Origin of the sequence: Rhodococcus aetherivorans (assembly GCF_011058165.1) — a bacterium.
Taxonomy (GTDB): Bacteria; Actinomycetota; Actinomycetes; order Mycobacteriales; family Mycobacteriaceae; genus Rhodococcus; species Rhodococcus aetherivorans.
In genome coordinates, this window is record NZ_JAALEG010000001.1 from 44,199 (window position 1) to 71,136 (window position 26,938).

The window sequence follows — 26,938 nt, forward strand, 5'->3', positions numbered from 1 at the left end:
ACATGACGCCACGCGCAGTTCTGATCGGGCCGCCCGGGGCCGGCAAGTCGACCATCGGCCGCCGGCTCGCCCAAGCCCTCGACCTGCCGTTGCTCGATACCGACGCCGAGATCGAGCGCACCACCGGGCGCACGATCCCGGACATCTTCGGCACCGACGGCGAACCGGCGTTCCGGCGGATCGAGGAAGAGGTGGTGGCCGACGCGCTCGCCCGTCACGACGGGATCGTCTCGCTCGGCGGCGGCGCGATCCTGTCCGAGCGCACCCGCGCCCTGCTCGAGGGGAGGACGGTGATCTACCTCGAGATCAGCGTCGCCGAGGGCCTGCGCCGCACCGGGACCAACACCACGCGGCCGCTGCTCGCCGGGGCGGATCCCGCGGCGAAGTACCGGGAGCTGATGCGCCGGCGCCGCCCGCTGTACCGGCAGGCGGCCACCATCCGGGTTCGCACCGACGGGCGCAGCCCCGGCCGCGTGGTGCAGCAGGTCCTTGCCAAACTGGAGGCGCAGACGGATCTGGCCGCCACCGGTGCCCACCCGTCCGCTGCCAGCGGGACCAGTACAGAGAATCGGAGCAATCAACCGTGACCGAACCGGTACGCGTCGACGTCCAGACGGCCCAGCCCTACCCGGTGATCATCGGCCGAGGCCTGCTCGGTGAGCTCGTCGACGAACTCACCGGCACCCGCACCGTCGCGATCCTGCACCAGCCGCCGCTCGCGGAGACCGCAGAGGCGGTGCGCACCGCGTTGGCGGAGAAGGGGATCGACGCCCACCGGGTCGAGATCCCCGACGCCGAAGACGGCAAGGACCTCGCCGTCGCGGGATTCTGCTGGGAGGTGCTCGGGCGCATCGGGTTGACCCGCAGCGACGCGATCGTCAGCCTCGGCGGGGGAGCGGCCACCGACCTGGCCGGGTTCGTCGCTGCGACGTGGATGCGCGGGGTGCGGATCGTGCACGTGCCCACCACGCTGCTCGCGATGGTCGATGCCGCGGTCGGCGGCAAGACCGGCATCAACACCGACGCCGGCAAGAACCTCGTCGGCGCCTTCCACGAGCCGTCCGCGGTGCTCGTCGATCTCGCGACCCTCGAGACGGTGCCGCGCAACGAGATCGTCGCCGGCCTCGCCGAGGTCGTCAAGACCGGCTTCATCGCCGACCCGAAGATCCTCGAGCTGATCGAGGCCGACCCGGAGGCCGCGCTCGACCCGGCGGGAACGGTGCTGCCCGAACTGATCCGACGCTCGATCGAGGTCAAGGCGAAGGTCGTCGCCGCGGACCTCAAGGAGTCGAGCCTGCGCGAGATCCTCAACTACGGGCACACCCTCGGGCACGCCATCGAACGGCGCGAACGCTACCGGTGGCGTCACGGCGCCGCTGTCGCCGTCGGCCTGGTCTTTGCCGCCGAGCTGGGCCGCCTCGCGGGGCGCCTGGACGACGCCACCGCCGACCGGCACCGCAGCATCCTCGAGCTCGTCGGGCTGCCCACGACCTACGACGCCGACGCCTTCCCGCAGCTGCTCGAGGGCATGCAGTCCGACAAGAAGAACCGCGCGGGCATGCTCCGGTTCGTCGTCCTCGACGGCCTCGCCAAGCCCGGCAGGCTCGAGGGACCGGATCCGTCGCTGCTCGCGGCGGCGTACTCGGCCGTCGCGCGGGAGGGGACCGCCGACCCGGGCACCGTGCTCCTGTGATCCGCTGAGTCCCCTCGACGGGCCGGCGCACCGAAGGGTGCGCCGGCCCGTTCCCTTTTTCCGGGATCCCCTCGGCTTACTCGGCCCCGAGGTAATTCGAACTGGACGGAATCAAAGAATTTTCCGAATCGAAGGTCGCGGCCCCACCGAACGGCCGACCGCAGCCACGAAAATGAAAGACTTTTCGCCGCAACGTGTTCGGATCCGCCCTCGGCTCTTCGTTGATTTCCGGGTGGTACCGGCCGTACGATTCCCGTCATGATGAACGCTCAGCAGGTCACGACGACGCCGGATGCCTTCCGGCGCCGCGTCGCTCACTGCTGACCCACCACGCGAGCCCCGGGAGTCGACGTCCCGGGGCTTTCGTCGTGTTCGGGCACGTCGCTTCCTCTCGCCGACACGAGAGTCGAGGAACGGATCATGAACGGTGCAGATCACCGAGTGCTCGGTCGCGAACTCGAAATGTTCGCCACCGCACCGATAGTGGGTGCGGGCCTTCCGCTGTGGCTGCCGGACGGTGCGGTGATCCGTGCCGAACTCGAGGCCTTCGCCGCCGAGGTGGCGGCCGAAACCGGCTGTCGCCGCGTCTACACCCCGGTGCTCGCCAAGAAGGAATTGTTCGTCCGGTCCGGCCACTGGTCCAAATTCGCCGACGACATGTTCCCCGAGATGCGGGTCGGAGGCGAGAGTTTCGTTCTCCGGCCCGCCAATTGCCCCCACCACGCCCAGATCTTCGCCTCGCGGGGCCGCAGTTACCGCGACCTGCCGATCCGCCTGTCGGAGCTGGGATCGATGTTCCGCAGCGAACTGTCCGGCGTGCTCGCCGGCCTGAGCCGGGTCCGGCAGATCAGTCTCGACGACGCGCACGTGTTCTGCGCGCCCGAACAGGTCGGCGCGGAGGTGGAACTCGCGCTGAGTGCGATCGAGCGCTGCTACGGGGTCCTCGGGCTCGACGACCGGCGTTACCGCCTGTCCCTGGGTGACGCCGGCGGGCGGTATCTCGGCACCGGCGAGCAGTGGGCGCACGCCCAGGATCAACTGCGCGGAGCGCTCGAACGGCGCGGGCTGGACTTCTTCGAAGCCGAAGGGGAGGCCGCGTTCTACGGTCCGAAGATCGACATCCAGGTCGCCGGCGCGCACGGGCGCGAGGAGACCGTGTCCACCGTCCAGCTCGACTTCACTCAGCCCGAGCGCTTCGGCCTCGAATACACCGGCGAGGACGGGCGCAGGCATCGGCCCGCGATGATCCACCGGGGTGTGCTCGGGTCGATGGAGCGGCTGATCGCGATGCTCGTCGAACGCTTCGAAGGGCGCATGCCGCCCTGGCTGTCGCCCCGCCAGGTGGCGGTCCTGCCCGTCGGGGACGGCCACGGCGACGGGGCCGGCAGGCTGCGGGACAGGTTGGTGGCCGAGGGGATTCGCGTCGACGTGCTCGCCGGGGGTTCGTTGGGCAGCCGTATCCGGGCCGCGCGCCTGCACCGCGACCCGTACATCGCGATCGTCGGCGATGAGGAACTCGCGGACGAGACCGTCAGCGCACTGGTGCCGCAGTCGGGGCAGCGGGCGTGCCTCGGGCGCGAGCAGTTCGTGCAACGGGTGCGGGCCGACGTCCGGGGCCGGGTCCTGCGTCCGTCCGCGCTGCCGTGAACGCCCCCTCGTGGACGCCGGCCGAGGGGGAGCCGGCGTCTCGGGTCATGACCGGGTTCCGGCGATCGGCTCGGCCGCCGTCGGCGCTGGTCGTGCCGTCGCAGTCGGGCTCCGAGCGCGCCCGGCCCGGACTCCGTTGGCGATCACGACGATCTCGGCGACCTCGTGGACGAGGACGACCGCGGCCAGGCCGAGGACTCCGAACAGGGCGAGTGGCATCAGAACGGTGATGATCGCCAGGGACAGTCCGACGTTCTGCAGCATGATCGTCCGCGACCGTCGAGCGTGGCGGAGCGCTCGGGGCAGGTGCCGCAGGTCCTCGCCCATCAGGGCGACGTCGGCGGTGTCGATGGCGACGTCGGAGCCCATCGCGCCCATCGCGATGCCGAGGTCGGCGGCCGCGAGCGCAGGGGCGTCGTTGACCCCGTCGCCGACCATCGCGGTCGGCCGTGTGGCGCGCAGGGTCTCGACGAGACGGGCCTTGTCCTCGGGGCGCAGGTCGGCGTGCACCTCGTCGATACCGGCGTCGGCGGCCAGGGCTCGGGCGGTGCGGTCGTGGTCGCCGGTGAGCATCGCGACGGTGTAGCCGTCACGGCGCAGCCCGGCGACCACCTCGCGCGCTTCCGCGCGGAGCTCGTCGCGGACGGCGACCGCCCCGATCGCGGCGCCTTCGCGTTCGACGAGGACCGCGGTGGCCCCGGCGTGCTGCATCCGCTCGATGTCCGCGGCGAGCGGACCGGCGTCGATCCAGCCGGGCCGGCCCAGCCGGACAGGAGCGCCGGCGATGCGGCCGGTCAGGCCGGCACCGGGGACCGCGTCCACCTGTTCGGCCGGCACGTAGTCGTCGACGGCGGCGAGAATCGCCGGGGCGAGGGGGTGTTCGCTGCGGGCCTCCAGAGCGGCGGCCACGGCGAGAACGTCGTGGGGGGTCGTTCCCTCCGCGGTGGCGACGTCGAGCACGGCGGGCCGGTTCCGGGTGAGGGTGCCGGTCTTGTCCAACGCGATGCCGCGGATGCGGCCGAGAGCCTCGAGGGCGGCGCCGCCCTTGACCAGGACGCCGAACCTGGATGCGGCGCCGACCGCGGCGACGACCGTGACCGGGATCGCGATCGCCAGCGCGCACGGCGACGCGGCGACCAGCACCACCAGGGCGCGTTCGATCCACACGCGCGGATCCCCGGCCAGGCTGCCGACGACGGCGATGGCCGCGGCCGCGACCATCACGGCCGGGACGAGTGGGGTGGCGATCCTGTCGGCCAGGCGTTGCGCGTCGCCCTTGCGGGACTGCTCGGCCTCGACGATCCGCACGATCCTGGCCAGCGAGTTGTCCTGCGCGCCGGCGGCGACCTCGACCTCGAGGACACCGGTGCCGTTGATCGACCCGGCGAACACCTCGTCGCCCGGACCGGCCTCGACGGGCATCGATTCCCCGGTGACGGCGGAGGTGTCCAGGGCGGTGCGCCCGGATCGGACGATCCCGTCGGTGGCGATCCGCTCCCCGGGTTTGACGATCATGACCTCGCCGAGCGCGAGGTCGGCAGGCGGAACGGTCTGCTCGCGACCGTCGCGCAGCACCGTGGCGGTGTCCGGGACCAGGGACAGCAGTGCGCGCAGACCACGGCGGGTGCGGGTGACGGCGTACTCCTCGAGTCCCTCGCTGATCGCGAACAGGAACGCGAGCATCGCGGCCTCGCCGACCTCACCGAGCAGCACCGCGCCGAGGGCCGCGATCGTCATCAGGGTCCCGACGCCGATCCCGCCCCTGACCAGGCGTTCGAGCGTGGCGGGGACGAAGGTGTAGCCGGCGACGATCAAGGCCACCGCCTCGAGTCCCACACCGAGAGCGTCGGGTCCGCCGCCGACACGGACGATCAGGGCCGCCACCAGCAGGACGCCCGCGGCGCGGCCGCCCGGATCTCCGTGATCTGCCACAACTTCTCGGGCGCGTCCTCGTCCTCGCCGGGGAGGCGGGGTTCGGCGTGGCCGCAACCGCAGGCGTCGCTCACGACGCGCTCCCGGTGCCGGTGCCGTAGTTCGGGCACAACGCGACCGCGTTCCCGGTCGCGGCCAGCAACGTCTCGGCCGAGGCGAGCAGATCCATCAACTCGGGTCGGGTCAGCGAGTAGAACACCTGCCGGCCCTGGGGGCGGCCCTCGACGAGGTTGCAGTCCCGCAGGCACGCCATGTGCGCAGAGACCGTCGACTGCGCCAACCGCAGCTCACCGACGAGGTCCGCCACCCGCGCCTCACCCTCGGCGAGCCGTCGCACGATCGCCAATCGGGTGCCGTCCGAGAGGCTGTGGAACAGCGCCACCGCGGCGTCGAGGTCCGACACCGGCCCGGTCGACGTCCGGACCGCACCACCGTCGCGATTGATCGTCATACGGCGATGATAGCGGTTTCAGGCGATGTAACGCTGCGACTACTCGGCGCCGCGCACGACCTGCAGGCCGGGACGGCCGGCACGCGACGGCACGGGCGTTCCGCGGCGGCCCCGGTTGTCCCGGACGGGATGGGAGAGCCGGTGGGCGTGCAGGTAGGCGACGCCCACGCGGGAATACCAGGCGGCGGTCCAGGACGGGATGCCGCCCAGCATCGACAGCGCGAACCCGTGGTGGCGGTCGACGAAGTCGACGGTCACCGCGTACAGATCCACCCCCGGGCACTTCCTGGCCGCCGCCTCGATGTCGAGGTCGTCGGGCCACCAGCTCGCGGGCAGGACGGGGTCGGCCGCCTCGGGGGTGCCCGGGTGGCGGCGACCGAGCACTCGTCCGCGCACCACCTTGGCGGCGGCGCTGCACGAGCCCTTCGCGAGGCCCCACGTCGTGGACCACAGGCCGGCGGGGTGCGTCAGCGGCAGGATCGCCCCGAGCAGTCGTCCCAGCTGCGGTTCACCACCGGTCCGGGAGCACCAAGGCCCACCCTCGTCCGAGCCGTTCGGGGCCGTCTTCCCGTCGGGGCATACCGGAGCGCGCTCTCCCATGGTTCCCTACTCTAAATGTATTGGGCGCCAGTCGGATTGATTTTCGGTGATCGCATCGCGGCAGGGGGATCCGACCGGGCGGCTCCGCCTGCCCGGCATCCGGGTCGCGGACGGGGCGGTGCTGGGGCGGTCGCTGCGCGTGGGGACTCTGCCGAGGATCGGTCTCATCCGCCGTCGAGGCTCCGGTGGGCCAGTTCCTCGCGCGCGGCGGTCTCGACGCCGACCGGGAGGGCAGGGGTGCGGCCCAGTTCGAGGTCGGCCACGAACTCGGCGAGCAGGTCGGTCGGCCATCGATCGAAGTCGGCCATCGCAATCCCCCTCGGTGCGTCCGATCGGGCGAGCGGCTTTCCCTCGCCTGCTCCCGATTCTCGATCCCGATGCTTCACAATTACACCACCGGCACGTCGTGTGACACGACTCCTCGCATAATCGGTCCGTTCCGCCCGTCCCGTCCGATTCCGGCCCGGGCGCGGATCACGCCCGGATGCCCTCCACGGCCGGCGCGGAGCTCGGTTCGGCGCCGTGTTCCCGGCCCAGGTCGGCGATCGCGGAGGTGAACTCCGGGTCGAACAGCAGGAAGCTGAGCAGGTCTCCGCGATCCTCGTCATCGCCGCCGACCAGCCGCGCGACGACGGACGGCGCGGGGTTGCGTAGGAACCGGCGCACGGCGGGCCGGCGATGCACCACGTCCTCCGCGATCTCGGCGATCCGGCCGGCCTGGCCCGGTGGTGGACCGGCGAAGTCGATCCCGATGGGACGGTCGGTCGGGGACACCGCGCGGGTCTGCGCGATCCGTGCGTTGCGGAATTCGAGCGTGTGCAGATCCTCGATCATCCGGTAGCCGAGCATCGCGCGCAGTGCCAGGGCCGCGACGCCGGCCACGTCGGGAGGCGCCGGCCGGTGCCTCCCGGTGCGCGCCGCGACCGGCGGGGGCCACACCCGCGGCTGCGTCGCCACGACGCCGACGTCGTTCGCGCCCAGCAGCAGCGCGGGTTTGATCGGGGTGTTGAGCAGCAGTCCGCCGTCGATGTACCAGCCGGAGCGCTGCGGGGCGCATCGGTCGGTGACGTGGATGGGCCGGAACAGGATCGGGACCGCCGAGGAGGCCAGCAGGTGGTCGACGGTCAGCGTCGTCTCGACGTAGCTGATGTTGCGGCGGATGTCGTACTCGGGCAGGCGCACCGAATCGTTCTTCTCCACGAACACCACCGTCCCGCCGGTGGCCACGGACGTCGTCGCGACGGCGACCGCGTCCACCAACCCGGCCCGGATGTTCTCGTGCAGCCGGGTCCACGGGACGAGGCGCTGCAGGGTTCCCCGGATCGGGGTCGTATCGAGCAGGCTGACGAGACGCGTGCGGGGAAAGCCGATCGCCTGGCCCAGGAAGGCCGCGCCGGTGCCGAGAAGGCTGTGCACCGACGAGTACACGTCGGACGAGACCACCCCGGTCCACAGGTCCACGACCCGTTCCGCGGCCGTGGGCAGTCCCTCGTCGGCAAACGCGGCGAGCCCGAGCACGTTGATCGCGCCCGCGCTGGTCCCGACGAGGATCGCGGGCGCTGCGCCGTGCCGCGTCATCCGGGGAAGCAGGGAGGTGATCGCCCCGGCCTGATAGGCACCGCGCGCGCCCGCGCCCGCGACGACCAGCGCCGTCCGCCGGCGTCCGTGGGTACCGCGCGCCCCGCGTCCGGCCATGGGCGGAACGGTACCTGCCGGCCTCCGGCCACGGACCCGATTCCGCAACCGGCCCGGTCCGATCGGGAGACGCTAGGGGCGGCGGTCCGGATCGATCCGCTCGAACACCTCGGTCGGGGCGTCGTCGTCGCGCCACCCCGGATCCGGCGCCGCGGCCGCCCCGACCGGCGCCGGCCCGGCGTCGGGCTTCGCCTTCGGCGCGGACTTGCGCTGCTCCCGGCGCACCAGGAACCGCCCGAGCATCACCGCGGCCGTCGCGGGGACGTACACCAGCAGCACGGTGAACGCCGCACCCGAGGTCAGTTCGAAGAACAGCGACTTGACCCCGACCTGGATCGGGCTGACCGTGTCGATCAGCCAGGTGAGCAGGCCGGCGACGAGGCCGGTGACCGCCGCCGCCTTCAGCCACAGCATCGTCAGGTCCGCACCGTCCTCCGACTGCGGGTGCGCCCGCTGGTCGCGGATCCCGTCGAGCCCGGCCCACACGATCGCGGCGAGCACGACGACGGCCAGCGCGACCATCCGCAGCACCGAGCCTTGCAGCGGCCATTGCACCAGGGCGGCCCCCAGCAGGACCCGCACGAGCACGTGCACGAGGGTCAGGCCGAGCCCGCGAAGCAACCAGGGTTTCATGTACCTCAGAGTAACGTCTGGATCGGCGGAAGTGTGTTCCGCCCCACATGGTCTCCGCTCCTCATCGTCCTGCTCCTCATCGTCCTGCCCTTCGTCGTCCTGCCCTTCGTCGTCCTGCCCTTCGTCGTCCTGCCCTTCGTCGTCACCGCCCGGGCGGCGGCCGTTCCGGCCGCCGCCGCGGGAGTACGTTGAGCCCATGCCCGCCGATCACGCCTCCCGCCGCGCCGCGCTGCGCCGGCTGCTCGCCGACCGGGACCTCGATGCGCTCCTGGTGACGGACCTGCTCAACATCCGCTACCTCACCGGCTTCACCGGTTCGAACGCCGCGCTGCTCGTCACCGCCGACGACGACGCCGACGAGTCCCGCACCGTCGTGTGCACCGACGGCCGCTACCTCACCCAGATCGCCGCGCAGGTGCCCGACCTGCGGGCCCGGATCGCCCGCGCCAGCGCCGATCACCTGGTCGGTTCCGCGGCCACGCCGGCCCGGTGGGGCTTCGAGAGCCACATCGTCACCGTCGAACAGCACGTGCGCTGGGCGGGGCTGGACAGCCCGCTCACCCTCACGCCCGCGCCCCGGCTGGTCGAGCAGTTGCGCATGGTCAAGGACGAACACGAGGTCGGGCTGCTGAAGGCGGCGTGCGCCGCCGCGGACCGGGCGCTGGCCGACCTCGTCGCCGCCGGCGGGCTGCGCCCGGGCCGCACCGAACGGCAGGTCGGCCGCGATCTCGAGGCCCGCATGCTCGACTACGGCGCCGACGGCATCTCCTTCGAGACGATCGTCGCGACCGGGGCGAACTCGGCTGTGCCGCACCACCGGCCCACCGACGCGGTGCTCGCCGCCGGGGACTTCGTCAAGCTCGACTTCGGCGCGCAGGTCGGGGGATACCACTCCGACATGACCCGCACCTACGTCCTCGCGCGGGCCGCCGACTGGCAGCGGGAGGTGTACGACCTCGTCGCGCGCGCCCAGGCGGCCGGGCGGGCGGCGCTCGTGCCGGGCGTCGACCTGGCCGCCGTGGACGCCGCGGCCCGCGGCGTCATCGCCGACGCCGGGCACGGTGATCTGTTCCTGCACGGACTCGGCCACGGGGTCGGTCTGGAGATCCACGAAGCACCCGGAATCGGCCAGGCGGCGACCGGTACACTTGCCTGCGGTGCGGCGGTGACCGTCGAACCGGGCGTGTACTTCTCCGGGCGCGGAGGCGTGCGGATCGAGGACACGCTCGTGGTGCGTGAGCAGGGACCGGAGCTGCTCACACTCACCGACAAGACATTGACCGTCGTATGAGGGCGGTACCTCGACTCTAGGAGACGCGAAACCAAGTGGCCGATACCAGCGATTTCAAGAACGGGCTCGTGCTGAAGATCGATGGTCAGCTGTGGCAGATCATCGAGTTCCAGCACGTCAAGCCCGGCAAGGGGCCGGCGTTCGTCCGTACGAAGATCAAGAACGTGCTCTCCGGCAAGACCGTCGACAAGACCTGGAACGCCGGGGTGAAGGTCGAGACCGCCACCGTGGACCGCCGCGACATGACGTACCTGTACCACGACGGCACCGACTACGTGTTCATGGACGGCGAGACCTACGACCAGATCTCCATCAACGAGGAGACCCTGGGCGACGGCGCGAAGTTCCTGCTCGAGAACATGCAGGTGCAGGTGGCCACCCACGAGGGCACCCCGCTGTTCGTCGAACTGCCGGTCACCGTCGAACTCGAGGTCACCCACACCGATCCCGGCCTGCAGGGCGACCGCTCCACCGGGGGCACCAAGCCGGCGACCCTCGAGACCGGCGCCGAGATCCAGGTCCCGCTGTTCATCAACACCGGCGACAAGCTCAAGGTCGATTCGCGTGACGGCAGCTACCTCGGGCGAGTGAATTCCTGAGTGTCCGGTACGCAGAAGAAACTCGGAGCCCGGCACAAGGCGCGTAAGCGTGCCGTCGACCTGCTGTTCGAGGCCGAAGCCCGCGACATCGACCCGGTCGGTCTCGCGGCCGACCGCATCGCGCTCGCCGTCACCGACGACCAGGTCGCCCAGGTGCCGCCGTACACGCAGACCGTCGTGCGCGGCGTGGCGGAGCATCTCGACGAGCTCGACCAGGTGATCGCCGAGCACCTGCACGACTGGACGCTCGAGCGGCTGCCCGCCGTGGACCGGGCGATCCTGCGCATCTCGGTGTGGGAGCTGTTCCACGCCTCCGACGTGCCGCCGGTGGTGGCCGTCGACGAGGCCGTCGAACTGGCCAAGCAGCTGTCCACCGACGACTCGCCCGCCTTCGTCAACGGCATCCTCGGCCAGATCGTGGCGCTCGCCGACCAGGTCCGTGCCGCCGCGGCGGCCACCTCGTCGCGCGCCGCCGAGCCGGCCGAGCAGCGGGAGTCCGAGCGGCCCTGACATCGCAACGTGAGCGGGCCCGGCCGGGGACGGAAGTCGCCGGCCGGGCCCGCTCGTCGCTACCGGGACGGCGGCCTGTGGCACGCCTCACCCCGCACCCGTGTCTGGGGGTCACCGGCCGCTGCTAGGCTGATGCACCGTCAGGCATCCTTTAACGATCCGTCCAGCGAGGCGGAGAAGGAGGTCGCAGTATGGCCATGTCCGAAGACGGGTCGCCGGTATCCACGCCCGGTCCGGCCCGCGAATTGCTCTCCGCAGCCGACGTCGGCCGCACCGTCGCCCGCATCGCGCACCAGATCATCGAGAAGACCGCGCTCGACGCCCCCGAGGGCGAGGCCCCCCGCGTCGTCCTCGTCGGTATCCCCACCCGCGGCACCACCCTCGCGCACCGGCTCGCCGAACGCATCGCCGAGTTCTCCGGGGTGACCGTGCCCGTCGGCTCCCTCGACATCACCCTCTACCGCGACGACCTGCGCACCAAGCCGCACCGGCCGCTCGAGCGCACGTCGGTGCCCGAAGGCGGCGTCGAGGACGCCCTCGTCGTCCTCGTCGACGACGTCCTGTTCTCCGGCCGCTCGGTGCGCGCCGCGCTCGACGCCCTGCGCGACCTCGGCCGGCCCCGCGCCGTGCAGCTCGCCGTCCTGGTCGACCGCGGCCACCGCGAACTGCCGCTGCGCGCCGACTACGTCGGCAAGAATGTCCCCACCGCCCGCGCCGAGGACGTGCGGGTCCTGCTCACCGAGCAGGACGACCGCGACGCCGTGGTGATCTCCGGAGGCAAGATTTCGTGAAGCACCTGCTCTCCATCGCGGACCTGACCGAGGCGTCCGCGACCGAGCTTCTCGACGAGGCCGAACGGTTCGAGCAGGCGCTGCTCGGCCGTGAGGTGCGCAAGCTGCCGACCCTGCGGGGCCGCACCGTGATGACGGTGTTCTTCGAGAACTCCACCCGCACCCGGGTCTCGTTCGAGGTCGCCGGCAAGTGGATGAGCGCGGACGTGATCAACGTCAGCGCCTCGAGCTCGTCGGTCGCCAAGGGCGAATCGCTGCGCGACACCGCGCTGACCCTGCACGCCGCCGGGGCGGACGCGTTGATCGTGCGGCACCCCGCCTCGGGCGCCGCGCACCGCATCGCCGACTGGACCGGCGACGGCAACGGCGGCGGGCCGGCGGTGATCAACGCCGGCGACGGCACCCACGAACACCCCACGCAGGCCCTGCTCGACGCGCTGACCCTCCGGCAGCGGCTCGGGTCGATCGCCGGCCGGCGCATCGGGATCGTCGGCGACATCCTGCACAGCCGTGTCGCCCGCTCCAACGCGCTGCTGCTGTCCACGCTCGGCGCCGAGGTGGTGCTGGTCGCGCCCCGCACGCTGCTGCCGGTGGGCGTGGAGACCTGGCCGGTGACCGTGTCGCACTCGCTCGACGCCGAACTGCCCGGCCTCGACGCGGTGCTCATGCTGCGGGTGCAGGCCGAACGCATGAACGGCGGGTTCTTCCCGTCGGCGCGCGAGTACTCGATCGGATACGGGTTGTCGGAGAAGCGGCTGGCGATGCTCGGCGAGCACGCCGTGGTGCTGCACCCCGGTCCGATGCTGCGCGGCATGGAGATCGCCTCCGCGGTCGCCGACGCCCCGCAGACCGCGGTGCTGCAGCAGGTGAGCAACGGCGTGCACGTGCGCATGGCCGTGCTGTTCCGTCTGCTCGTCGGCACGGAGAGCGCGATCGCATGACCGGCTCGCACGTGGACCGCGCAGCCGCGCAGGATACGAAGAACACTGGGACAGGAGAAGATTCGGTGTCGCCGCAGGTGCTCATCCGCAACGTGCTCGTCTACGGGGAGGGCGCGCCGACCGACGTGCTGCTCGGCGACGAGCAGATCCTCGGGATCGGGACCGACCTCGATGCCGGCTCCGACGCCGAGGTGATCGACGGCGCCGGACGGGTCCTGCTGCCCGGCTTCGTCGACCTGCACACGCACCTGCGCGAGCCCGGCCGCGAGGACACCGAGACCATCGACACCGGATCCGCCGCGGCGGCGCTCGGCGGCTACACCGCGGTGTTCGCGATGGCCAACACCGACCCCGTCGCGGACTCCGTCGTCGTCACCGACCACGTGTGGCGGCGCGGGCAGGAGGTCGGCCTCGTCGATGTGCACCCCGTCGGCGCCGTCACCGTCGGCCTCGCGGGCAAGCAGCTCGCGGAGATGGGCACCATGGCCGCCGGCGTCGGCCGCGTCCGGATGTTCTCCGACGACGGGCACTGCGTGTACGACCCGCTCATCATGCGCCGGGCGCTCGAGTACTCGAGTTCGCTCGGGGTGCTCATCGCCCAGCACGCCGAGGAACCGCGGCTGACCGCCGGAGCCGTCGCCCACGAGGGCCCCACCGCGGCGCGCCTCGGCCTGGCCGGCTGGCCGCGCGCGGCCGAGGAGTCCATCGTCGCGCGCGACGCCCTGCTCGCCCGGGACGCCGGAGCCCGCGTGCACATCTGCCACGCCTCCACCGCCGGCACCGTCGAGCTGGTGAAATGGGCTAAGGCGCAAGGGATCCCGATCACCGCCGAGGTCACCCCGCACCACCTCCTGCTGGACGATTCGCGGCTCGAGACCTACGACGGCGTCAACCGTGTCAACCCGCCGCTGCGTGAGCGCTCCGACGTCGAGGCGCTGCGCCGCGGCCTGGCCGAGGGCGTGCTCGACTGCGTCGCCACCGACCACGCCCCGCACGCCGAGCAGGACAAGTGCTGCGAGTTCTCCCAGGCCCGTCCCGGCATGCTCGGCCTCGAGACGGCCCTGTCGATCGTCGTCGAGACGATGGTCCGCCCCGGGCTGCTGGACTGGCGCGGCGTCGCGAAGGTGATGAGCGAACGGCCCGCCGAGATCGTCGGCCTCGACGACCAGGGGCGGCCCCTCGAGGTGGGGGAGCCGGCCAACGTGGTGCTCGTCGACCCCGACGCCGAGTGGACGGTGCGCGGACCGGAGCTGGCCTCGGTCGCGCACAACACGCCGTACGAGGCGATGACCCTGCCCGGCAAGGTCGTCGCGACCGTGCTGCGCGGCCGGATCACCGCGCTCGACGGCACGGTCCGGCCGGCCACCGGAAGCGGGGTGCGGTGATGGACCGCGTGTTGCTCACGCTCGGCTTCGTCGCCCTGTGGGTGGTGCTGGCCCTGCTGATGTGGAAGGGCTGGCGCGGCCGCGGCCGACGCCAGGCCGATGCCGTCGGTGCCCTCCCGCCGGTGCCGGCCGAGCTGGGGGAGCAGCTGGTGGCCCCGAGCACAGGCCTGTACGTGGGCAGCACCCTCGCGCCGAGCTGGCAGGACCGGATCGCCGTCGGCGACCTCGGCCACCGCGCGGCCGGCGAGCTCAGCCGCTACCGCGCCGGAGTGCTGCTCGAACGCGACGGCGCCTCGCCGATCTGGATCCCGCAGGACTCGATCCGGGCGATCCGCACCGAACGGGGCCTCGCGGGGAAGGTGATGACCAAGGACGGTGTGCTGGTGATCCGCTGGCAGCTGCCCTCCGGCACCGAGATCGACACGGGATTCCGCGGCGACGACAAGACCATCTACCCCCTGTGGGTGCAGGAGACGAACGAGAATTACCGGGACAGTGAAAGCTAGGACGACAGCCTGGACGGCTGGTACAGCGACGACGGTACGCGAGATTTCGGCTGATGCGGCGAGCTCCGGTGAGGTCGAGCAGAACGGAGAGAACGCATGAGCGGCAACAACTTCGACACGGACACCGCGATCCTGGTGCTCGAGGACGGGCGCACGTTCCGCGGCACCGTCTTCGGTGCGGTGGGGCAGACCCTCGGCGAGGCCGTGTTCAGCACCGGCATGACCGGCTACCAGGAGACCCTCACCGACCCGAGCTACCACCGGCAGATCGTGGTCTCCACGGCCCCGCAGATCGGCAACACCGGGTGGAACACCGAGGACAACGAGTCCGTCGGGCCCACCGGTGACCCCGCCGGCGCGAAGATCTGGGTCGCCGGCTACGTCGTGCGCGACCCGGCGCGCCGCACCTCGAGCTGGCGCGCGTCCGGCTCCCTGCAGGACGAGCTCGAGCGGCAGCACATCGTCGGCATCGCCGGGATCGACACCCGTGCCCTGGTGCGGCACCTGCGCACCCGCGGCTCGATGCGGGCGGGCGTCTTCTCCGGTGATGCCCTCGCCGACGAGCAGACCCTGCTGGATCGGGTGCGGAGCCAGCCGTCGATGCTCGGCGCCGACCTGGCCGGTGAGGTCACCACCACGAGCGGCTACGTCGTCGAGCCCGACGGCGAGGCCCGCTTCACCGTCGCCGCGATCGACCTCGGGATCAAGACCAACACCCCGCGGATGTTCGCCCAGCGCGGCATGCGCGTGCACGTGCTGCCGTCCACCGCGACGCTGCACGACATCCTGGACCTGAAGGCCGACGGGGTCTTCCTCTCGAACGGCCCCGGCGACCCGGCCACCGCGGACGGCGCGGTGCACCTGACCAAGGAGGTGCTCGGGCAGGGACTGCCGCTGTTCGGCATCTGTTTCGGCAACCAGATCCTCGGCCGCGCCCTCGGCCTGGGCACCTACAAGATGAAGTTCGGCCACCGCGGCATCAACATCCCCGTGATCGAGCACGAGACCGGCCGCATCGCCATCACCGCCCAGAACCACGGCTTCGCGCTCGAGGGCGAAGCGGGGCAGGAGTTCGACACGCCCTACGGCCGGGCCGTGATCAGCCACACCTGCGCCAACGACGGCGCCGTCGAGGGCGTGCGCCTGCTCGACGGGTCCGCCTTCTCCGTGCAGTACCACCCCGAGGCGGCGGCCGGCCCGCACGACGCCTCCTACCTGTTCGACCGGTTCACCAGCATGCTCGAGGGAGAGAAGAACTAAATGCCACGCCGTACCGATCTCTCCCACATCCTCGTCATCGGCTCCGGCCCGATCGTCATCGGCCAGGCCTGCGAGTTCGACTACTCCGGCACGCAGGCGTGCCGGGTGCTGCGCGAGGAGGGCCTGCGGGTCTCCCTCGTCAACTCCAACCCGGCGACGATCATGACCGACCCGGAGTTCGCCGACTCCACCTACGTCGAGCCGATCACCGCCGAGTTCGTCGAGAAGGTCATCGCCGCCGAGCAGGCCAAGGGCACCCCGATCGACGCGGTGCTGGCCACCCTGGGCGGGCAGACCGCGCTCAACACCGCAGTCGCCCTGCACGAGCAGGGCATCCTCGCCAAGTACGACGTCGAGCTCATCGGCGCCGACTTCGACGCCATCCAGCGCGGCGAGGACCGGCAGAAGTTCAAGGACATCGTCGCCAAGTGCGGGGGCGAGTCCGCGCGCTCGCGGGTCTGCTACACGATGGACGAGGTGCGCGACACCGTCGCCGAACTCGGCTACCCCGTCGTGGTGCGCCCGTCGTTCACCATGGGCGGCCTCGGCTCCGGCATGGCCTACGACGAGGCCGATCTCGAGCGCATCGCCGGCGGCGGCCTCGCCGCCTCGCCGACCGCGAACGTGCTCATCGAGGAGTCCATCCTCGGCTGGAAGGAGTACGAGCTCGAGCTCATGCGCGACGGCCGCGACAACGTCGTGATCGTCTGCTCGATCGAGAACGTCGACCCGGTCGGCGTCCACACCGGCGACTCGGTCACCGTCGCGCCGGCGATGACCCTGACCGACCGCGAGTACCAGGAGATGCGCGACCTGTCGATCGCGATCCTGCGCGAGGTCGGCGTCGACACCGGCGGTTGCAACATCCAGTTCGCGATGGATCCGCGCGACGGTCGCCTCGTGGTGATCGAGATGAACCCGCGCGTGTCGCGCTCGTCCGCGCTGGCGTCGAAGGCCACCGGCTACCCGATCGCGAAGATGGCCGCCAAGCTCGCCATCGGCTACACCCTCGACGAGATCGTCAACGACATCACCAGGGAGACGCCGGCCTGTTTCGAGCCGACGCTCGACTACGTCGTCGTCAAGGCCCCGCGGTTCGCGTTCGAGAAGTTCCCCGGCGCCGACGGCACCCTGACCACCACCATGAAGTCGGTGGGTGAGGCCATGTCCATCGGCCGCAACTTCACCGAGGCGTTCGGCAAGGTCCTGCGGTCGCTCGAGACCAAGCGGTCCGGGTTCTGGACCGGCCCCGAGGTCGAGACGGAAGATCTCGGCAGCCTGCTCGAGGAGCTGAAGGTCCCGCACGACGGCCGCTTCTACGGCATCGCCAAGGCCTTCGAGCTCGGCGCCACCGTCGAGCAGCTGTTCGACGCCACCAAGATCGACCCGTGGTTCCTCGACCAGATCCAGCAGATCGTCGAGCTGGGGGAGAAGGTGCGCGCCGCCGGGACGTTCGGTGCGCGGGAACTGCGCTTCGCCAAGCACCACGGTTTCTCCGACCGGCAGCTCGCGGCGCTGCGCCCCGAACTCGGCGACGAGGACGCGGTGCGTGCCCTGCGCGAGCAGCTCGGCGTGCACCCGGTGTACAAGACCGTCGACACCTGCGCCGCCGAGTTCGAGGCCAGGACCCCGTACCACTACTCGACGTACGAGCTCGACCCGGACGCCGAGACCGAGGTCGCCGAGCAGCACGAGCGGCCGAAGGTGCTCATCCTCGGCTCGGGCCCCAACCGCATCGGCCAGGGCATCGAGTTCGACTACTCGTGCGTGCACGCCGCCCTGACCCTGTCGCAGGCCGGCTACGAGACCGTCATGGTCAACTGCAACCCCGAGACGGTCTCGACCGACTACGACACCGCCGACCGCCTCTACTTCGAGCCGCTCACCTTCGAGGACGTCCTCGAGGTGTACCGGGCCGAGTCGCAGTCCGGCACCGTCGCCGGCGTCATCGTCCAGCTCGGCGGCCAGACCCCGCTCGGGCTCGCGCGGCGGCTGAAGGCTGCCGGGGTGCCGATCGTCGGCACCAGCCCGGAGGCCATCGATCTGGCCGAGGACCGTGGCGAGTTCGGCCGGGTGCTCACCGAGGCGGGCCTGCCGGCGCCGAAGTTCGGCACCGCCACCACCTTCGAGGGCGCCCGTGAGATCGCCGCCGGCATCGGCTACCCGGTGCTGGTCCGCCCGTCCTACGTGCTCGGCGGGCGCGGCATGGAGATCGTCTACGACGAGACGGCGCTCGAGAACTACATCTCTCGCGCCACCGAGATCTCCGAGGACCGCCCGGTGCTGGTCGACCGCTTCCTCGACGACGCGGTCGAGATCGACGTCGACGCTCTGTGCGACGGCACCGACGTCTACATCGGCGGTATCATGGAGCACATCGAGGAGGCCGGCATCCACTCCGGCGACTCGTCGTGTGCGCTGCCGCCGATCACCCTCGGCCGCTCCGATCTCGAGAACGTGCGCCGCTCCACCGAGGCCCTCGCGCGCGGCATCGGCGTCAAGGGCCTGCTCAACGTGCAATACGCCCTCAAGGACGACATCCTCTACGTGCTCGAGGCCAACCCGCGCGCCTCCCGCACCGTGCCGTTCGTCTCGAAGGCCACCGCGGTGCAGCTCGCCAAGGCCTGCGCCCGGGTCATGATGGGCGAAACCATCGCCGACCTGCGCGCCGAGGGCATTCTGCCCGCCCACGGCGACGGCGGGCACGCCCCGGCCGACGCTCCCGTCGCGGTGAAGGAGGCGGTGCTGCCGTTCAACCGGTTCCGCCGCGCCGACGGCACCGGCATCGACTCGCTGCTCAGCCCGGAGATGAAGTCCACCGGCGAGGTCATGGGCATCGACGACGACTTCGGCACCGCGTTCGCCAAGAGCCAGACCGCCGCCTACGGGTCGCTGCCCACCTCCGGCTCGGTGTTCGTCTCGGTCGCCAACAAGGACAAGCGGTCGCTGATCTTCCCCGTCAAGCGGCTCGCCGACCTCGGCTTCCGGGTGCTCGCCACGATCGGCACCGCGGAGGTGCTGCGCCGCAACGGCATCCCGTGCGAGCACGTGTACAAGGTGTCGGAGGAGGAGCGGCCCGAGGGGGCACACACCATCGTCGAGAAGATCCGCGCCGGCGAGGTCGACATGGTGATCAACACCCCGTGGGGCAATTCCGGGCCGCGCATCGACGGCTACGAGATCCGCACCGCCGCCGTCGCCGCGAATATCCCGTGCATCACCACCGTGCAGGGTGCCTCCGCGGCCGTCCAGGGCATCGAGGCCGCCATCCGTGGCGACATCGGGGTCCGCTCGCTGCAGGAGATGCACGCCGGGCTCCGCGAGGACGCGGCGGCGGAGTCCGCCGGCGTCGGCGGCCTGCCCGACGGCACCACGGGCCCGGCGTCGTGACGACGTTCGGGCAGCGCCTGCACGCGGCCCTCGCCGAGCGCGGGCCGCTGTGCGTCGGCATCGACCCGCACCCGGAACTGCTCACCGACTGGGGGCTGACGGTCGACGTCGCGGGTCTCGAGCGGTTCGCGGAGGCGTGCGTCGACGCCTTCGCCGGGCAGGTGGCCGTGGTCAAGCCGCAGGTCGCGTTCTTCGAGGCGTTCGGTTCCGCGGGCATCGCGGTGCTCGAACGCACCGTCGCGGCGCTGCGGGGCACCGGCACCCTCGTCCTCGCGGACGCCAAGCGCGGCGACATCGGTTCGACGATGGACGCCTACGCCCGCACGTGGCTGACCGACGCGTCCCCGCTCGGGTCCGACGCGGTCACCGTCTCGCCGTACCTGGGGTTCGGGTCGCTCGAGCCGGCGCTGCGCCGCACCGCCGACGGGCGCGGGGTGTTCGTCCTCGCGGCCACCTCCAACCCGGAGGGGGCGCAGGTGCAGCACGCGCGCGTCTCCGACGGGCGCAGCGTCGCGCAGGTGATGGTCGACGAGGCCGCGGCCCGCAACGCCGGCGCCGACACCCTCGGCTCGGTGGGTGTCGTCGTCGGGGCGACCCTCACCCGGGCGCCGGACCTGAGCGCGCTGCACGGGCCGATCCTGATGCCCGGCGTGGGCGCCCAGGGCGGCACCGCCGACGACGTGCGCCGTCTGGCGGGCGAGCACCTCGACGCCGTCGTGCCGAACGTCTCTCGCGAGGTGCTGCGGGCGGGCCCGACGGTCGCGGCGCTGCGCGGCGCCGTGGCCCGCACCGTGGACTCGTTCGCCTTCCTGCGGGCCTGACCGGCCCCGCACCGCCACCTCCGGCTCGGCCCGGATCCGATTCCCGGATCCGGGCCGAATGTCCGTTCCGACGCAGGTGGGAGCGCCCCGACACGCTCGCGCGCGGAAATTTTCCCGATCCGTTTCCGGCCGGGACGAGCCGGCGTCGGCGTCGCCTCGCAGGCGGACGCCCGCACCGGCCCGCCACGCCGAGCGCAGCGCCTCTACCTGCGGTGATGCCGTGTTCGCCGAGGTGGTGGACGGTGCCCGCGGGGCCCGGCCGGACCGGGTCGGGGACGGCGATCCGGGCGCACTACCGCACGTGTTTTCGAGCCGAAACGGCGGGGGGTGGGTTCGCAATCGTCGTCCGGCGTGAGTACGGTCGCTATCGCCGCTGGTTAACCGGCGGATGAGACTGTTTGCCAACGATGAGACGGAGGAACCGTGGCCCTTCCCCAGCTGACCGACGAGCAGCGCGCCGCTGCTCTGGAGAAGGCGGCTGCTGCCCGTCGCGCCCGGGCTGAGCTCAAGGACCGCCTGAAGCGCGGCGGCACCGACCTCAAGCAGGTCCTGGCCGATGCCGAGAACGACGAGATCCTCGGCAAGATGAAGGTGTCCGCCCTGCTCGAGGCCCTGCCGAAGGTGGGCAAGGTCAAGGCGCAGGAAATCATGACCGAGCTCGAGATCGCCCCGACGCGTCGCCTGCGCGGCCTGGGCGACCGTCAGCGCAAGGCGCTGCTCGCCAGGTTCGACTTCGACGCCTGAGCGACCGGTGGTAGCTGACGCACACACCGTGTCGGACAGCGGTTCCACGACGCGGAGGGGCCGGCTGGTGGTGCTGGCCGGCCCCTCCGCCGTCGGGAAGTCGACCGTTGTCCGCCGGCTCCGCAGCCGGGTGCCCGACCTGCTGTTCAGCGTGTCGGCCACCACCCGCGATCCCCGGCCCGGCGAGGTGAACGGGGTGGACTACCACTTCGTCAGCCGCGACGACTTCGATCGGATGATCGAGTCCGGGGACCTGCTCGAGTGGGCCGAGATCCACGGCGGTCTGCAACGCTCGGGCACTCCCGCGGGGCCCGTGCGGGACGCGCTCGCCTCGGGGCGCCCCGTGCTCGTCGAGGTGGACCTCACCGGCGCCCGGTCCGTGCGCGCCGCCATGCCGGAGGCCGTGCTGGCCTTCCTGGCGCCGCCGAGCTGGGATGTGCTGGTCGCCCGACTCACCGGCCGTGGCACCGAATCGGACGAGGTCGTCCGCCGCCGGCTCGAGACCGCCCGGACCGAACTCGACGCGCGCGACGAGTTCGACACGGTGATCGTGAACGAGGACGTCGACCGCGCGTGCGACGAATTGGTATCCTTGTTGGTCGGTCCCCGCGACGATCCCGCCGACCGTCCGCGGCCGATCACCACATCCCCGGCCTCGACCCCGAACCCCGGACCCCGCCAGAGCTCCGGAACGACACAGGAGAATACCGAGTGAGCAGCACCCAAGCAGCCGTGTCCGACACCGCCGGGCACGACCTGCCGGCCTACGACACCCCGCTGGGCATCACCAACCCGCCCATCGACGAGCTGCTCGAGCGCACCTCCTCGAAGTACGCGCTGGTGATCTACGCGGCCAAGCGCGCCCGGCAGATCAACGACTACTACAACCAGCTCGGCGACGGCATTCTCGAGTACGTCGGCCCGCTCGTCGAGCCGGGCCTGCAGGAGAAGCCGCTGTCGATCGCGCTGCGGGAGATCCACGCAGACCTGCTCGAGCACGCCGAAGGCGAGTGAGCCAGCGCGCCGCGGGCACCGCGGACCACTCGGAATTCGGGCAGCGCCGCCGCGTCGTCATCGGCGTCGGCGGCGGCATCGCCGCGTACAAGGCCTGTGCGCTGATCCGCGCCTTCACCGAGAGCGGACACCACGTACGGGTCATCCCGACGGACTCGGCGCTCGAGTTCGTCGGCCGCGCCACTTTCGAGGCCCTGTCCGGCAACCCCGTGCACACCGGCGTGTTCGCCGACGTGCCGCAGGTGCCGCACGTGCGGCTCGGGCAGGAGGCCGACCTCGTCGTCGTCGCCCCCGCCACCGCCGACCTGATGGCCCGCGCCGCCCACGGCCGCGCCGACGACCTGCTCACCGCCACGCTGCTCACCGCGCGGTGCCCGGTCGTGTTCGCGCCGGCGATGCACACCGAGATGTGGGAACACCCCGCGACGGTGGACAACGTCGCCACCCTGCGCCGTCGCGGCGTCGTCGTCGTCGAGCCCGCCTCCGGCCGGCTCACCGGGCACGACACCGGCGCCGGCCGGCTGCCCGAGCCCGACGAGATCTTCGGCCTGGCGTCGCTGCTGCTCGAACGGCCCGACGCGTTGCCGCGGGACCTGACCGGCCGGCGCATCGTCGTCTCCGCCGGCGGCACCCGCGAACCGCTGGACCCGGTCCGGTTCCTCGGCAACCGCAGCTCCGGCAAGCAGGGCTACGCCCTCGCCCGGCTGGCCGCCCAGCGCGGCGCCGACGTCACCCTCGTCGCCGGGGCCGTGGCCGGCCTGGCCGACCCCGCCGCGGTGGACGTGGTGCGGGTGCAGACCGCCGCCCAGATGCAGGCCGCGGTCACCAAGCACGCCGCCGGCGCCGATGCGGTCGTCATGTCCGCGGCCGTCGCCGACTTCCGGCCCACCACCTTCGCCACCAGCAAGATCAAGAAGGGCCGGGGTGAGCCGGACGCGATCGCGCTGACCAAGAACGAGGACATCCTCGCCGGGCTGGTGACCGCCCGCACCGAGGGCACGCTGCCGGCGAGCACCGTCATCGTCGGCTTCGCCGCCGAAACGGGCGACGCCGAGGGCGACGTCCTCACCCACGCCCGCGCCAAGCTGGCCCGCAAGGGCTGCGACCTGCTGGTCGTGAACGCCGTCGGCGATGGGAAGGCGTTCGAGGTCGACCACAACGACGGCTGGTTGCTGGCCGCGGACGGTTCCGAGACCGCCCTCGCGCACGGCTCCAAGGCGCTGATGGCCAGCCGTGTCCTCGACGCACTGCGGCCGCTGCTGGCGCCGGAACGTCCGTGAACCCGGGGCGGCGCGCCCGTGAACCTTGGGGCGGCGCGCCCGTGAACCTTGGGGCGGCGCGCCCGTGAACCTTGGGGCGGCGCGCCCGTGAACCTTGGGGCGGCGCGCCCGTGAACCTTGGGGCGGCGCGCCCGTGACCCCCGGGGCGGCGCGCCCGTGAGCGAAAGTCTCGCGCCGGCGCGACCGGAACAGTAGCGTCGCCCATATCGTTGACATCAGTTCGTTCGTTCGAGCTAGACACAACCAGTCGAGAGGGAGTTCCGTGAGCAAGACCGGCGGTCGGCTTTTCACCAGTGAGTCCGTGACGGAGGGGCACCCGGACAAGATCTGTGACGCGATCAGCGACTCCGTCCTCGACGCGCTGCTCACCGAAGACCCTCGCGCCCGTGTCGCGGTCGAGACCCTCGTGACCACGGGGCAGGTGCACGTGGTCGGCGAGGTCACCACCTCGGCCTACGCGGACATCCCGAAGATCGTGCGCGACCGGGTCCTCGAGATCGGGTACGACTCGTCCTCGAAGGGTTTCGACGGCAACTCCTGCGGGGTGAACATCGCCATCGGCGCGCAGTCCCCGGAGATCGCCGGCGGCGTCGACGTCTCGCACGAGGCGCGTTCCGGGGTGCTCACCGACGACGAGGTGGCGCTGCAGGGCGCCGGCGACCAGGGCCTGATGTTCGGCTACGCCTGCTCGGACACCCCGGAACTGATGCCGCTGCCCATCGCGCTGGCGCACCGGCTCTCGCGCCGGCTCACCGAGGTCCGCAAGACCGGGGTGCTGCCGTACCTGCGGCCGGACGGCAAGACCCAGGTCACCATCGAGTACGACGGTGACCGGCCGGTGCGGCTGGACACGGTGGTGATCTCCACCCAGCACGCGGCGGACATCGACCTGAACAACCTGCTCACCCCGGATCTGCGCACCCACGTCGTCGAGGCGGTGCTGGCGGATCCGAGCCTGGCCGGGCTCGACACCGCCGAGGTGCGGCTGCTGGTGAACCCGTCCGGGTCGTTCGTGCTCGGCGGCCCGATGGGCGATGCGGGCCTGACCGGCCGCAAGATCATCGTCGACACCTACGGCGGCATGGCCCGTCACGGTGGCGGCGCGTTCTCGGGCAAGGACCCGTCGAAGGTGGACCGCTCGGCGGCCTACGCGATGCGCTGGGTGGCCAAGACCGCCGTGGCAGCGGGCCTGGCCGGCCGGCTCGAGGTGCAGGTGGCGTACGCGATCGGCAAGGCCGCCCCGGTGGGGCTGTTCGTCGAGACCTTCGGCACCGAGAAGACCGACCCGGCGCGGATCCAGCAGGCGATCACCGAGGTGTTCGATCTGCGGCCCGGCGCGATCATCCGGGACCTGGACCTGCTGCGTCCGATCTACGCGCAGACCGCCGCGTACGGGCACTTCGGCCGCACCGACATCGACCTGCCGTGGGAGAACACCGACCGGGCCGAGAAGCTGCGCGCCGCCGCCGGTCTGTAACCCGCCCCGTCAGGGGTCCGGGTGGCCACCGACAGGACCGCCGCCGAGACGGATCCGGTGGCGCGGATCCTGCCGCTGCTGCCGTTGCCGCATCTCGACCGCGAGTTCGACTATCTGATCCCGCGTGAGCTCGATGCCGAGGCGCGGGTGGGCGTGCGGGTGCGCGTCCGGTTCGCCGGCCGGCTCGTCGACGGCTTCCTGCTGGCTCGGGCCCCGAGCAGCGAGCACACCGGCCGGCTCGGCTGGCTCGACCGGATCGTCTCCCCGGAGGTCGTGCTGACCCCGGAGATCGCCGCCCTCGCCGACGCGGTCGCCGCCCGCTACGCCGGCACCCGCGCCGACGTGCTGCGGCTGGCGGTGCCGCCGCGGCACGCGCGGGTCGAGGCGGAGGACCCGCCGCCCGCCGCACCGCCCGCCGCGCCGGAGGTCGACCGGGCCGCCTGGGCCCGGTACCGGCACGGCGAGAACTTCCTCGACGCCCTCGCCGCCGGCCGCACCCCCCGCGCGGCCTGGCAGGCGCTGCCGGGGGAGGACTGGCCCCGCCGCCTGGCCGAACTCGCCGCGTCGGTCGCCGCCACCGGGCACGCCGCGGTGCTCGTGGTACCCGATCAGCGCGACCTCGACCGGGTCGTGGCGGCCTGTACCGACCTCGCCGGCGCCGACTGCGTCGTCGGGCTCGCCGCAGGGCTCGGTCCGGCCGTGCGCTACCGGCGCTGGCTCGCCGCGTTGCGCGGCACCGCCCGCATCGTCGTCGGGACCCGGGCCGCGGTGTTCGCCCCCACCCCGGCCGTCGGGCTGATCGTGGTGTGGGACGACGGCGACGACCTGCACTCCGAGCCGCGCGCGCCGTACCCGCACGCGCGGGAGGTGGCGCTGCTGCGGGCCCACGCCGCCGGCGCCGCCGTCGTCCTGGCCGGGCACGCCCGCACCGCCGAGACCCAGGCCCTCGTCGACGCCGGGTGGGCCCACGACCTCGCCGCGCCCCGCGACGTCGTCCGGGCCTGCGCTCCGAAGATCACTGCGCTCGCCGACAGCGACCAGGCGCTCGCACGCGATCCCGCCGCCCGCGCCGCCCGCCTGCCGGCCATCGCGTTCGCCGCCGCCCGCGCCGCCCTGAAGGCCGACCGGGGGGTGCTGGTGCAGGTGCCACGCCGCGGCTACGTGCCCGCGCTGGCGTGCGCCAAGTGCCGGACCCCGGCCCGCTGCCGGCACTGCAACGGCCCGCTCGCGTTGCCGCAGGCGGCCGGCCCGGACGGCGCCGCGACGCCCGCCTGCCGGTGGTGCGGCATCACCGACGCCACCCATCGTTGCCACGCGTGCGGCGCCCGCGCGCTGCGCGCCGTCGTGGTCGGCGCCGGGCGCACCGCGGAGGAACTCGGCCGGGCCTTTCCCGGTGTCCCGGTGGTCACCTCCGGCGGGGCGGAGGTCAAGGCCACCGCCCCGGAGGGGCCTGCGCTCGTCGTCGCCACCGTGGGTGCCGAGCCCGTCACCGCCGGCGGGTACGGCGCGGCGCTGCTGCTCGACGGGTGGGCGCTGCTCGGCCGCGCGGACCTGCGGGCCGCCGAGGAGACGATGCGCCGCTGGCTCACCGCGTCGTCGCTGGTGCGGCCCTTCGCCGACGGCGGCCAGGTCGTCGTCGTGGCCGACTCCGGCATTCCCACCGTGCAGGCGCTGGTGCGGTGGGACCCGATCGGGCACGCGCAGTCCCAGCTCGCCGAGCGCGCCGAGGTCGGTTTCCCGCCCGCGGTGCACATGGCCGCGGTCGACGGCACCGCGGCCGCGGTCGCCGACCTGCTGGCCGCCGCGACGCTGCCGCCGGAGGCGGAGGTGCTCGGTCCGGTGCCGTTGCCGCCGGGGGAGCGGTTACCGTTCGGGGCCGACGATCCCGAGCCGGACGAGGTGCAGCGCATGGTGATCCGGGTGCCGCGCGGTCGGGGCCTCGCCCTCGGCCGGGCGTTGCGCGAGGCGCAGGCCGCCCGCAGTGCCCGCCGTGGTGAGGGCGCGCTGCGGGTGCAGATCGATCCGCTGCGCATCGGGTGACGGCCGTCGTCTCTCCCGGCCGGGACGGTGCGCGCCGGCTGTGTCCCGCCCGGCCGGGTGCCCCGAGAGGGCGAGGACCCTGCCGTGCGACAGGACGGCAGAACCGCCCGCCACCTGCAGAAAAACGGCATGCCGCGAGAGGGCGACTGTGTCACGATAAATCACAGGGGCAGGGTCGATCCTGGTGAACCGAACCAGTGGCGGACGGTGCGGACCGGCACGGGCGGACCGGAAGGGA

The 26,938-nt window shown here is 72.3% G+C and carries 25 protein-coding genes and 1 pseudogene; 20 read left to right on the top strand and 6 right to left on the bottom strand.

Annotated features, from left to right (window positions below; all coding sequences use genetic code 11):
* The first annotated feature begins 2 nt into the window (after window positions 1–2).
* The 3 genes from G6039_RS00200 (at window position 3) to thrS (ending at window position 3,340) form a co-directional block, all read left to right on the top strand.
* Window positions 3–587 carry a shikimate kinase gene (locus G6039_RS00200; RefSeq protein WP_006947003.1) on the top strand — a complete coding sequence of 195 codons (585 nt, stop codon included), beginning with the start codon at window positions 3–5 and terminating at the stop codon, window positions 585–587.
* On the top strand, window positions 584–1,693 hold the full coding sequence (gene aroB / locus G6039_RS00205; RefSeq protein WP_006947002.1) for a 3-dehydroquinate synthase: 1,110 nt from the start codon (window positions 584–586) through the stop codon (window positions 1,691–1,693). The genes G6039_RS00200 and aroB overlap by 4 nt, the downstream gene beginning before the upstream one ends.
* 417 nt (window positions 1,694–2,110) lie before the next feature.
* Window positions 2,111–3,340: a threonine--tRNA ligase gene (gene thrS, locus G6039_RS00210; RefSeq protein ID WP_255326728.1), complete on the top strand. Its 1,230-nt coding sequence runs from the start codon at window positions 2,111–2,113 to the stop codon at window positions 3,338–3,340.
* A 45-nt stretch (window positions 3,341–3,385) separates the two neighbouring features.
* On the opposite strand, the pseudogene G6039_RS00215 reads toward thrS, so the two are convergent.
* From G6039_RS00215 to G6039_RS00240, 6 genes and pseudogenes are all read right to left on the bottom strand, one after another.
* Window positions 3,386–5,346 (bottom strand): annotated as a pseudogene (locus G6039_RS00215) (heavy metal translocating P-type ATPase).
* Window positions 5,343–5,723, bottom strand: a complete 381-nt coding sequence (locus G6039_RS00220; RefSeq protein ID WP_043801063.1) for an ArsR/SmtB family transcription factor — start codon at window positions 5,721–5,723, stop codon at window positions 5,343–5,345. The pseudogene G6039_RS00215 and the gene G6039_RS00220 overlap by 4 nt, the downstream one beginning before the upstream one ends.
* Before the next feature lie 39 nt (window positions 5,724–5,762).
* Window positions 5,763–6,323 (bottom strand): hypothetical protein, encoded by a 561-nt coding sequence (locus G6039_RS00225; RefSeq protein WP_029543588.1) that lies wholly within the window; start codon window positions 6,321–6,323, stop codon window positions 5,763–5,765.
* Between the two features lie 164 nt (window positions 6,324–6,487).
* Complete coding sequence (locus G6039_RS00230) at window positions 6,488–6,631, bottom strand: hypothetical protein (RefSeq protein WP_006937614.1); 144 nt, start codon at window positions 6,629–6,631, stop codon at window positions 6,488–6,490.
* Window positions 6,632–6,797: 166 nt separating this feature from the next.
* Window positions 6,798–8,018 (bottom strand): patatin-like phospholipase family protein, encoded by a 1,221-nt coding sequence (locus tag G6039_RS00235; RefSeq protein WP_029543590.1) that lies wholly within the window; start codon window positions 8,016–8,018, stop codon window positions 6,798–6,800.
* Window positions 8,019–8,090: 72 nt separating this feature from the next.
* Window positions 8,091–8,651, bottom strand: a complete 561-nt coding sequence (locus tag G6039_RS00240) for a B-4DMT family transporter (protein WP_029543592.1) — start codon at window positions 8,649–8,651, stop codon at window positions 8,091–8,093.
* Window positions 8,652–8,684: 33 nt separating this feature from the next.
* Here G6039_RS00240 and G6039_RS00245 point away from each other — a divergent pair, with 33 nt between their 5' ends.
* From G6039_RS00245 to G6039_RS00325, 17 genes are all read left to right on the top strand, one after another.
* Window positions 8,685–8,843 carry a hypothetical protein gene (locus tag G6039_RS00245; protein WP_155951778.1) on the top strand — a complete coding sequence of 53 codons (159 nt, stop codon included), beginning with the start codon at window positions 8,685–8,687 and terminating at the stop codon, window positions 8,841–8,843.
* A gap of 4 nt (window positions 8,844–8,847) precedes the next feature.
* A complete protein-coding gene (locus G6039_RS00250) occupies window positions 8,848–9,942 on the top strand; it encodes an aminopeptidase P family protein (RefSeq protein ID WP_029543594.1) in 1,095 nt (364 codons plus the stop codon).
* Window positions 9,943–9,977: 35 nt separating this feature from the next.
* Window positions 9,978–10,541 (top strand): elongation factor P, encoded by a 564-nt coding sequence (gene efp / locus G6039_RS00255; RefSeq protein ID WP_006937620.1) that lies wholly within the window; start codon window positions 9,978–9,980, stop codon window positions 10,539–10,541.
* A complete protein-coding gene (nusB, locus tag G6039_RS00260; protein ID WP_006937621.1) occupies window positions 10,542–11,051 on the top strand; it encodes a transcription antitermination factor NusB in 510 nt (169 codons plus the stop codon).
* A gap of 191 nt (window positions 11,052–11,242) precedes the next feature.
* Complete coding sequence (gene pyrR / locus G6039_RS00265) at window positions 11,243–11,842, top strand: bifunctional pyr operon transcriptional regulator/uracil phosphoribosyltransferase PyrR (RefSeq protein WP_006937623.1); 600 nt, start codon at window positions 11,243–11,245, stop codon at window positions 11,840–11,842.
* Window positions 11,839–12,783: an aspartate carbamoyltransferase catalytic subunit gene (locus G6039_RS00270; RefSeq protein WP_006937625.1), complete on the top strand. Its 945-nt coding sequence runs from the start codon at window positions 11,839–11,841 to the stop codon at window positions 12,781–12,783. The genes pyrR and G6039_RS00270 overlap by 4 nt, the downstream gene beginning before the upstream one ends.
* 65 nt (window positions 12,784–12,848) lie before the next feature.
* On the top strand, window positions 12,849–14,168 hold the full coding sequence (locus G6039_RS00275) for a dihydroorotase (protein WP_006937633.1): 1,320 nt from the start codon (window positions 12,849–12,851) through the stop codon (window positions 14,166–14,168).
* Window positions 14,168–14,674, top strand: a complete 507-nt coding sequence (locus G6039_RS00280; protein WP_029543596.1) for a PH-like domain-containing protein — start codon at window positions 14,168–14,170, stop codon at window positions 14,672–14,674. The genes G6039_RS00275 and G6039_RS00280 overlap by 1 nt, the downstream gene beginning before the upstream one ends.
* A gap of 96 nt (window positions 14,675–14,770) precedes the next feature.
* Window positions 14,771–15,934: a glutamine-hydrolyzing carbamoyl-phosphate synthase small subunit gene (carA, locus tag G6039_RS00285; protein ID WP_006937638.1), complete on the top strand. Its 1,164-nt coding sequence runs from the start codon at window positions 14,771–14,773 to the stop codon at window positions 15,932–15,934.
* A complete protein-coding gene (gene carB, locus G6039_RS00290) occupies window positions 15,935–19,324 on the top strand; it encodes a carbamoyl-phosphate synthase large subunit (protein ID WP_006937639.1) in 3,390 nt (1,129 codons plus the stop codon).
* A complete protein-coding gene (gene pyrF / locus G6039_RS00295) occupies window positions 19,321–20,145 on the top strand; it encodes an orotidine-5'-phosphate decarboxylase (protein WP_029543601.1) in 825 nt (274 codons plus the stop codon). The genes carB and pyrF overlap by 4 nt, the downstream gene beginning before the upstream one ends.
* Window positions 20,146–20,568: 423 nt before the next feature.
* Entirely contained in the window at window positions 20,569–20,889 is a 321-nt protein-coding gene (mihF, locus tag G6039_RS00300) for an integration host factor, actinobacterial type (RefSeq protein ID WP_003935409.1), read from the top strand.
* Between the two features lie 67 nt (window positions 20,890–20,956).
* On the top strand, window positions 20,957–21,604 hold the full coding sequence (gene gmk, locus G6039_RS00305; protein ID WP_006937649.1) for a guanylate kinase: 648 nt from the start codon (window positions 20,957–20,959) through the stop codon (window positions 21,602–21,604).
* Window positions 21,601–21,903, top strand: a complete 303-nt coding sequence (gene rpoZ, locus G6039_RS00310) for a DNA-directed RNA polymerase subunit omega (protein ID WP_003935406.1) — start codon at window positions 21,601–21,603, stop codon at window positions 21,901–21,903. The genes gmk and rpoZ overlap by 4 nt, the downstream gene beginning before the upstream one ends.
* Complete coding sequence (gene coaBC / locus G6039_RS00315) at window positions 21,900–23,183, top strand: bifunctional phosphopantothenoylcysteine decarboxylase/phosphopantothenate--cysteine ligase CoaBC (RefSeq protein ID WP_006937650.1); 1,284 nt, start codon at window positions 21,900–21,902, stop codon at window positions 23,181–23,183. The genes rpoZ and coaBC overlap by 4 nt, the downstream gene beginning before the upstream one ends.
* 262 nt (window positions 23,184–23,445) lie before the next feature.
* Window positions 23,446–24,660 carry a methionine adenosyltransferase gene (gene metK / locus G6039_RS00320; protein ID WP_006937654.1) on the top strand — a complete coding sequence of 405 codons (1,215 nt, stop codon included), beginning with the start codon at window positions 23,446–23,448 and terminating at the stop codon, window positions 24,658–24,660.
* 21 nt (window positions 24,661–24,681) lie between these two features.
* Window positions 24,682–26,700 carry a primosomal protein N' gene (locus tag G6039_RS00325; protein ID WP_029543603.1) on the top strand — a complete coding sequence of 673 codons (2,019 nt, stop codon included), beginning with the start codon at window positions 24,682–24,684 and terminating at the stop codon, window positions 26,698–26,700.
* Window positions 26,701–26,938: the final 238 nt, after the last annotated feature.

Coding starts and splice junctions, on each gene's coding strand:
- G6039_RS00200 (WP_006947003.1), top strand. CDS start 3: ATGACGCCACGCGCAGTTCTGATCGGGCCGCCCGGGGCCGGCAAGTCG.
- G6039_RS00220 (WP_043801063.1), bottom strand. CDS start 5,723: ATGACGATCAATCGCGACGGTGGTGCGGTCCGGACGTCGACCGGGCCG.
- G6039_RS00225 (WP_029543588.1), bottom strand. CDS start 6,323: ATGGGAGAGCGCGCTCCGGTATGCCCCGACGGGAAGACGGCCCCGAAC.
- G6039_RS00230 (WP_006937614.1), bottom strand. CDS start 6,631: ATGGCCGACTTCGATCGATGGCCGACCGACCTGCTCGCCGAGTTCGTG.
- G6039_RS00235 (WP_029543590.1), bottom strand. CDS start 8,018: ATGGCCGGACGCGGGGCGCGCGGTACCCACGGACGCCGGCGGACGGCG.
- G6039_RS00240 (WP_029543592.1), bottom strand. CDS start 8,651: ATGAAACCCTGGTTGCTTCGCGGGCTCGGCCTGACCCTCGTGCACGTG.
- G6039_RS00250 (WP_029543594.1), top strand. CDS start 8,848: ATGCCCGCCGATCACGCCTCCCGCCGCGCCGCGCTGCGCCGGCTGCTC.
- pyrR (WP_006937623.1), top strand. CDS start 11,243: ATGGCCATGTCCGAAGACGGGTCGCCGGTATCCACGCCCGGTCCGGCC.
- G6039_RS00280 (WP_029543596.1), top strand. CDS start 14,168: ATGGACCGCGTGTTGCTCACGCTCGGCTTCGTCGCCCTGTGGGTGGTG.
- carA (WP_006937638.1), top strand. CDS start 14,771: ATGAGCGGCAACAACTTCGACACGGACACCGCGATCCTGGTGCTCGAG.
- carB (WP_006937639.1), top strand. CDS start 15,935: ATGCCACGCCGTACCGATCTCTCCCACATCCTCGTCATCGGCTCCGGC.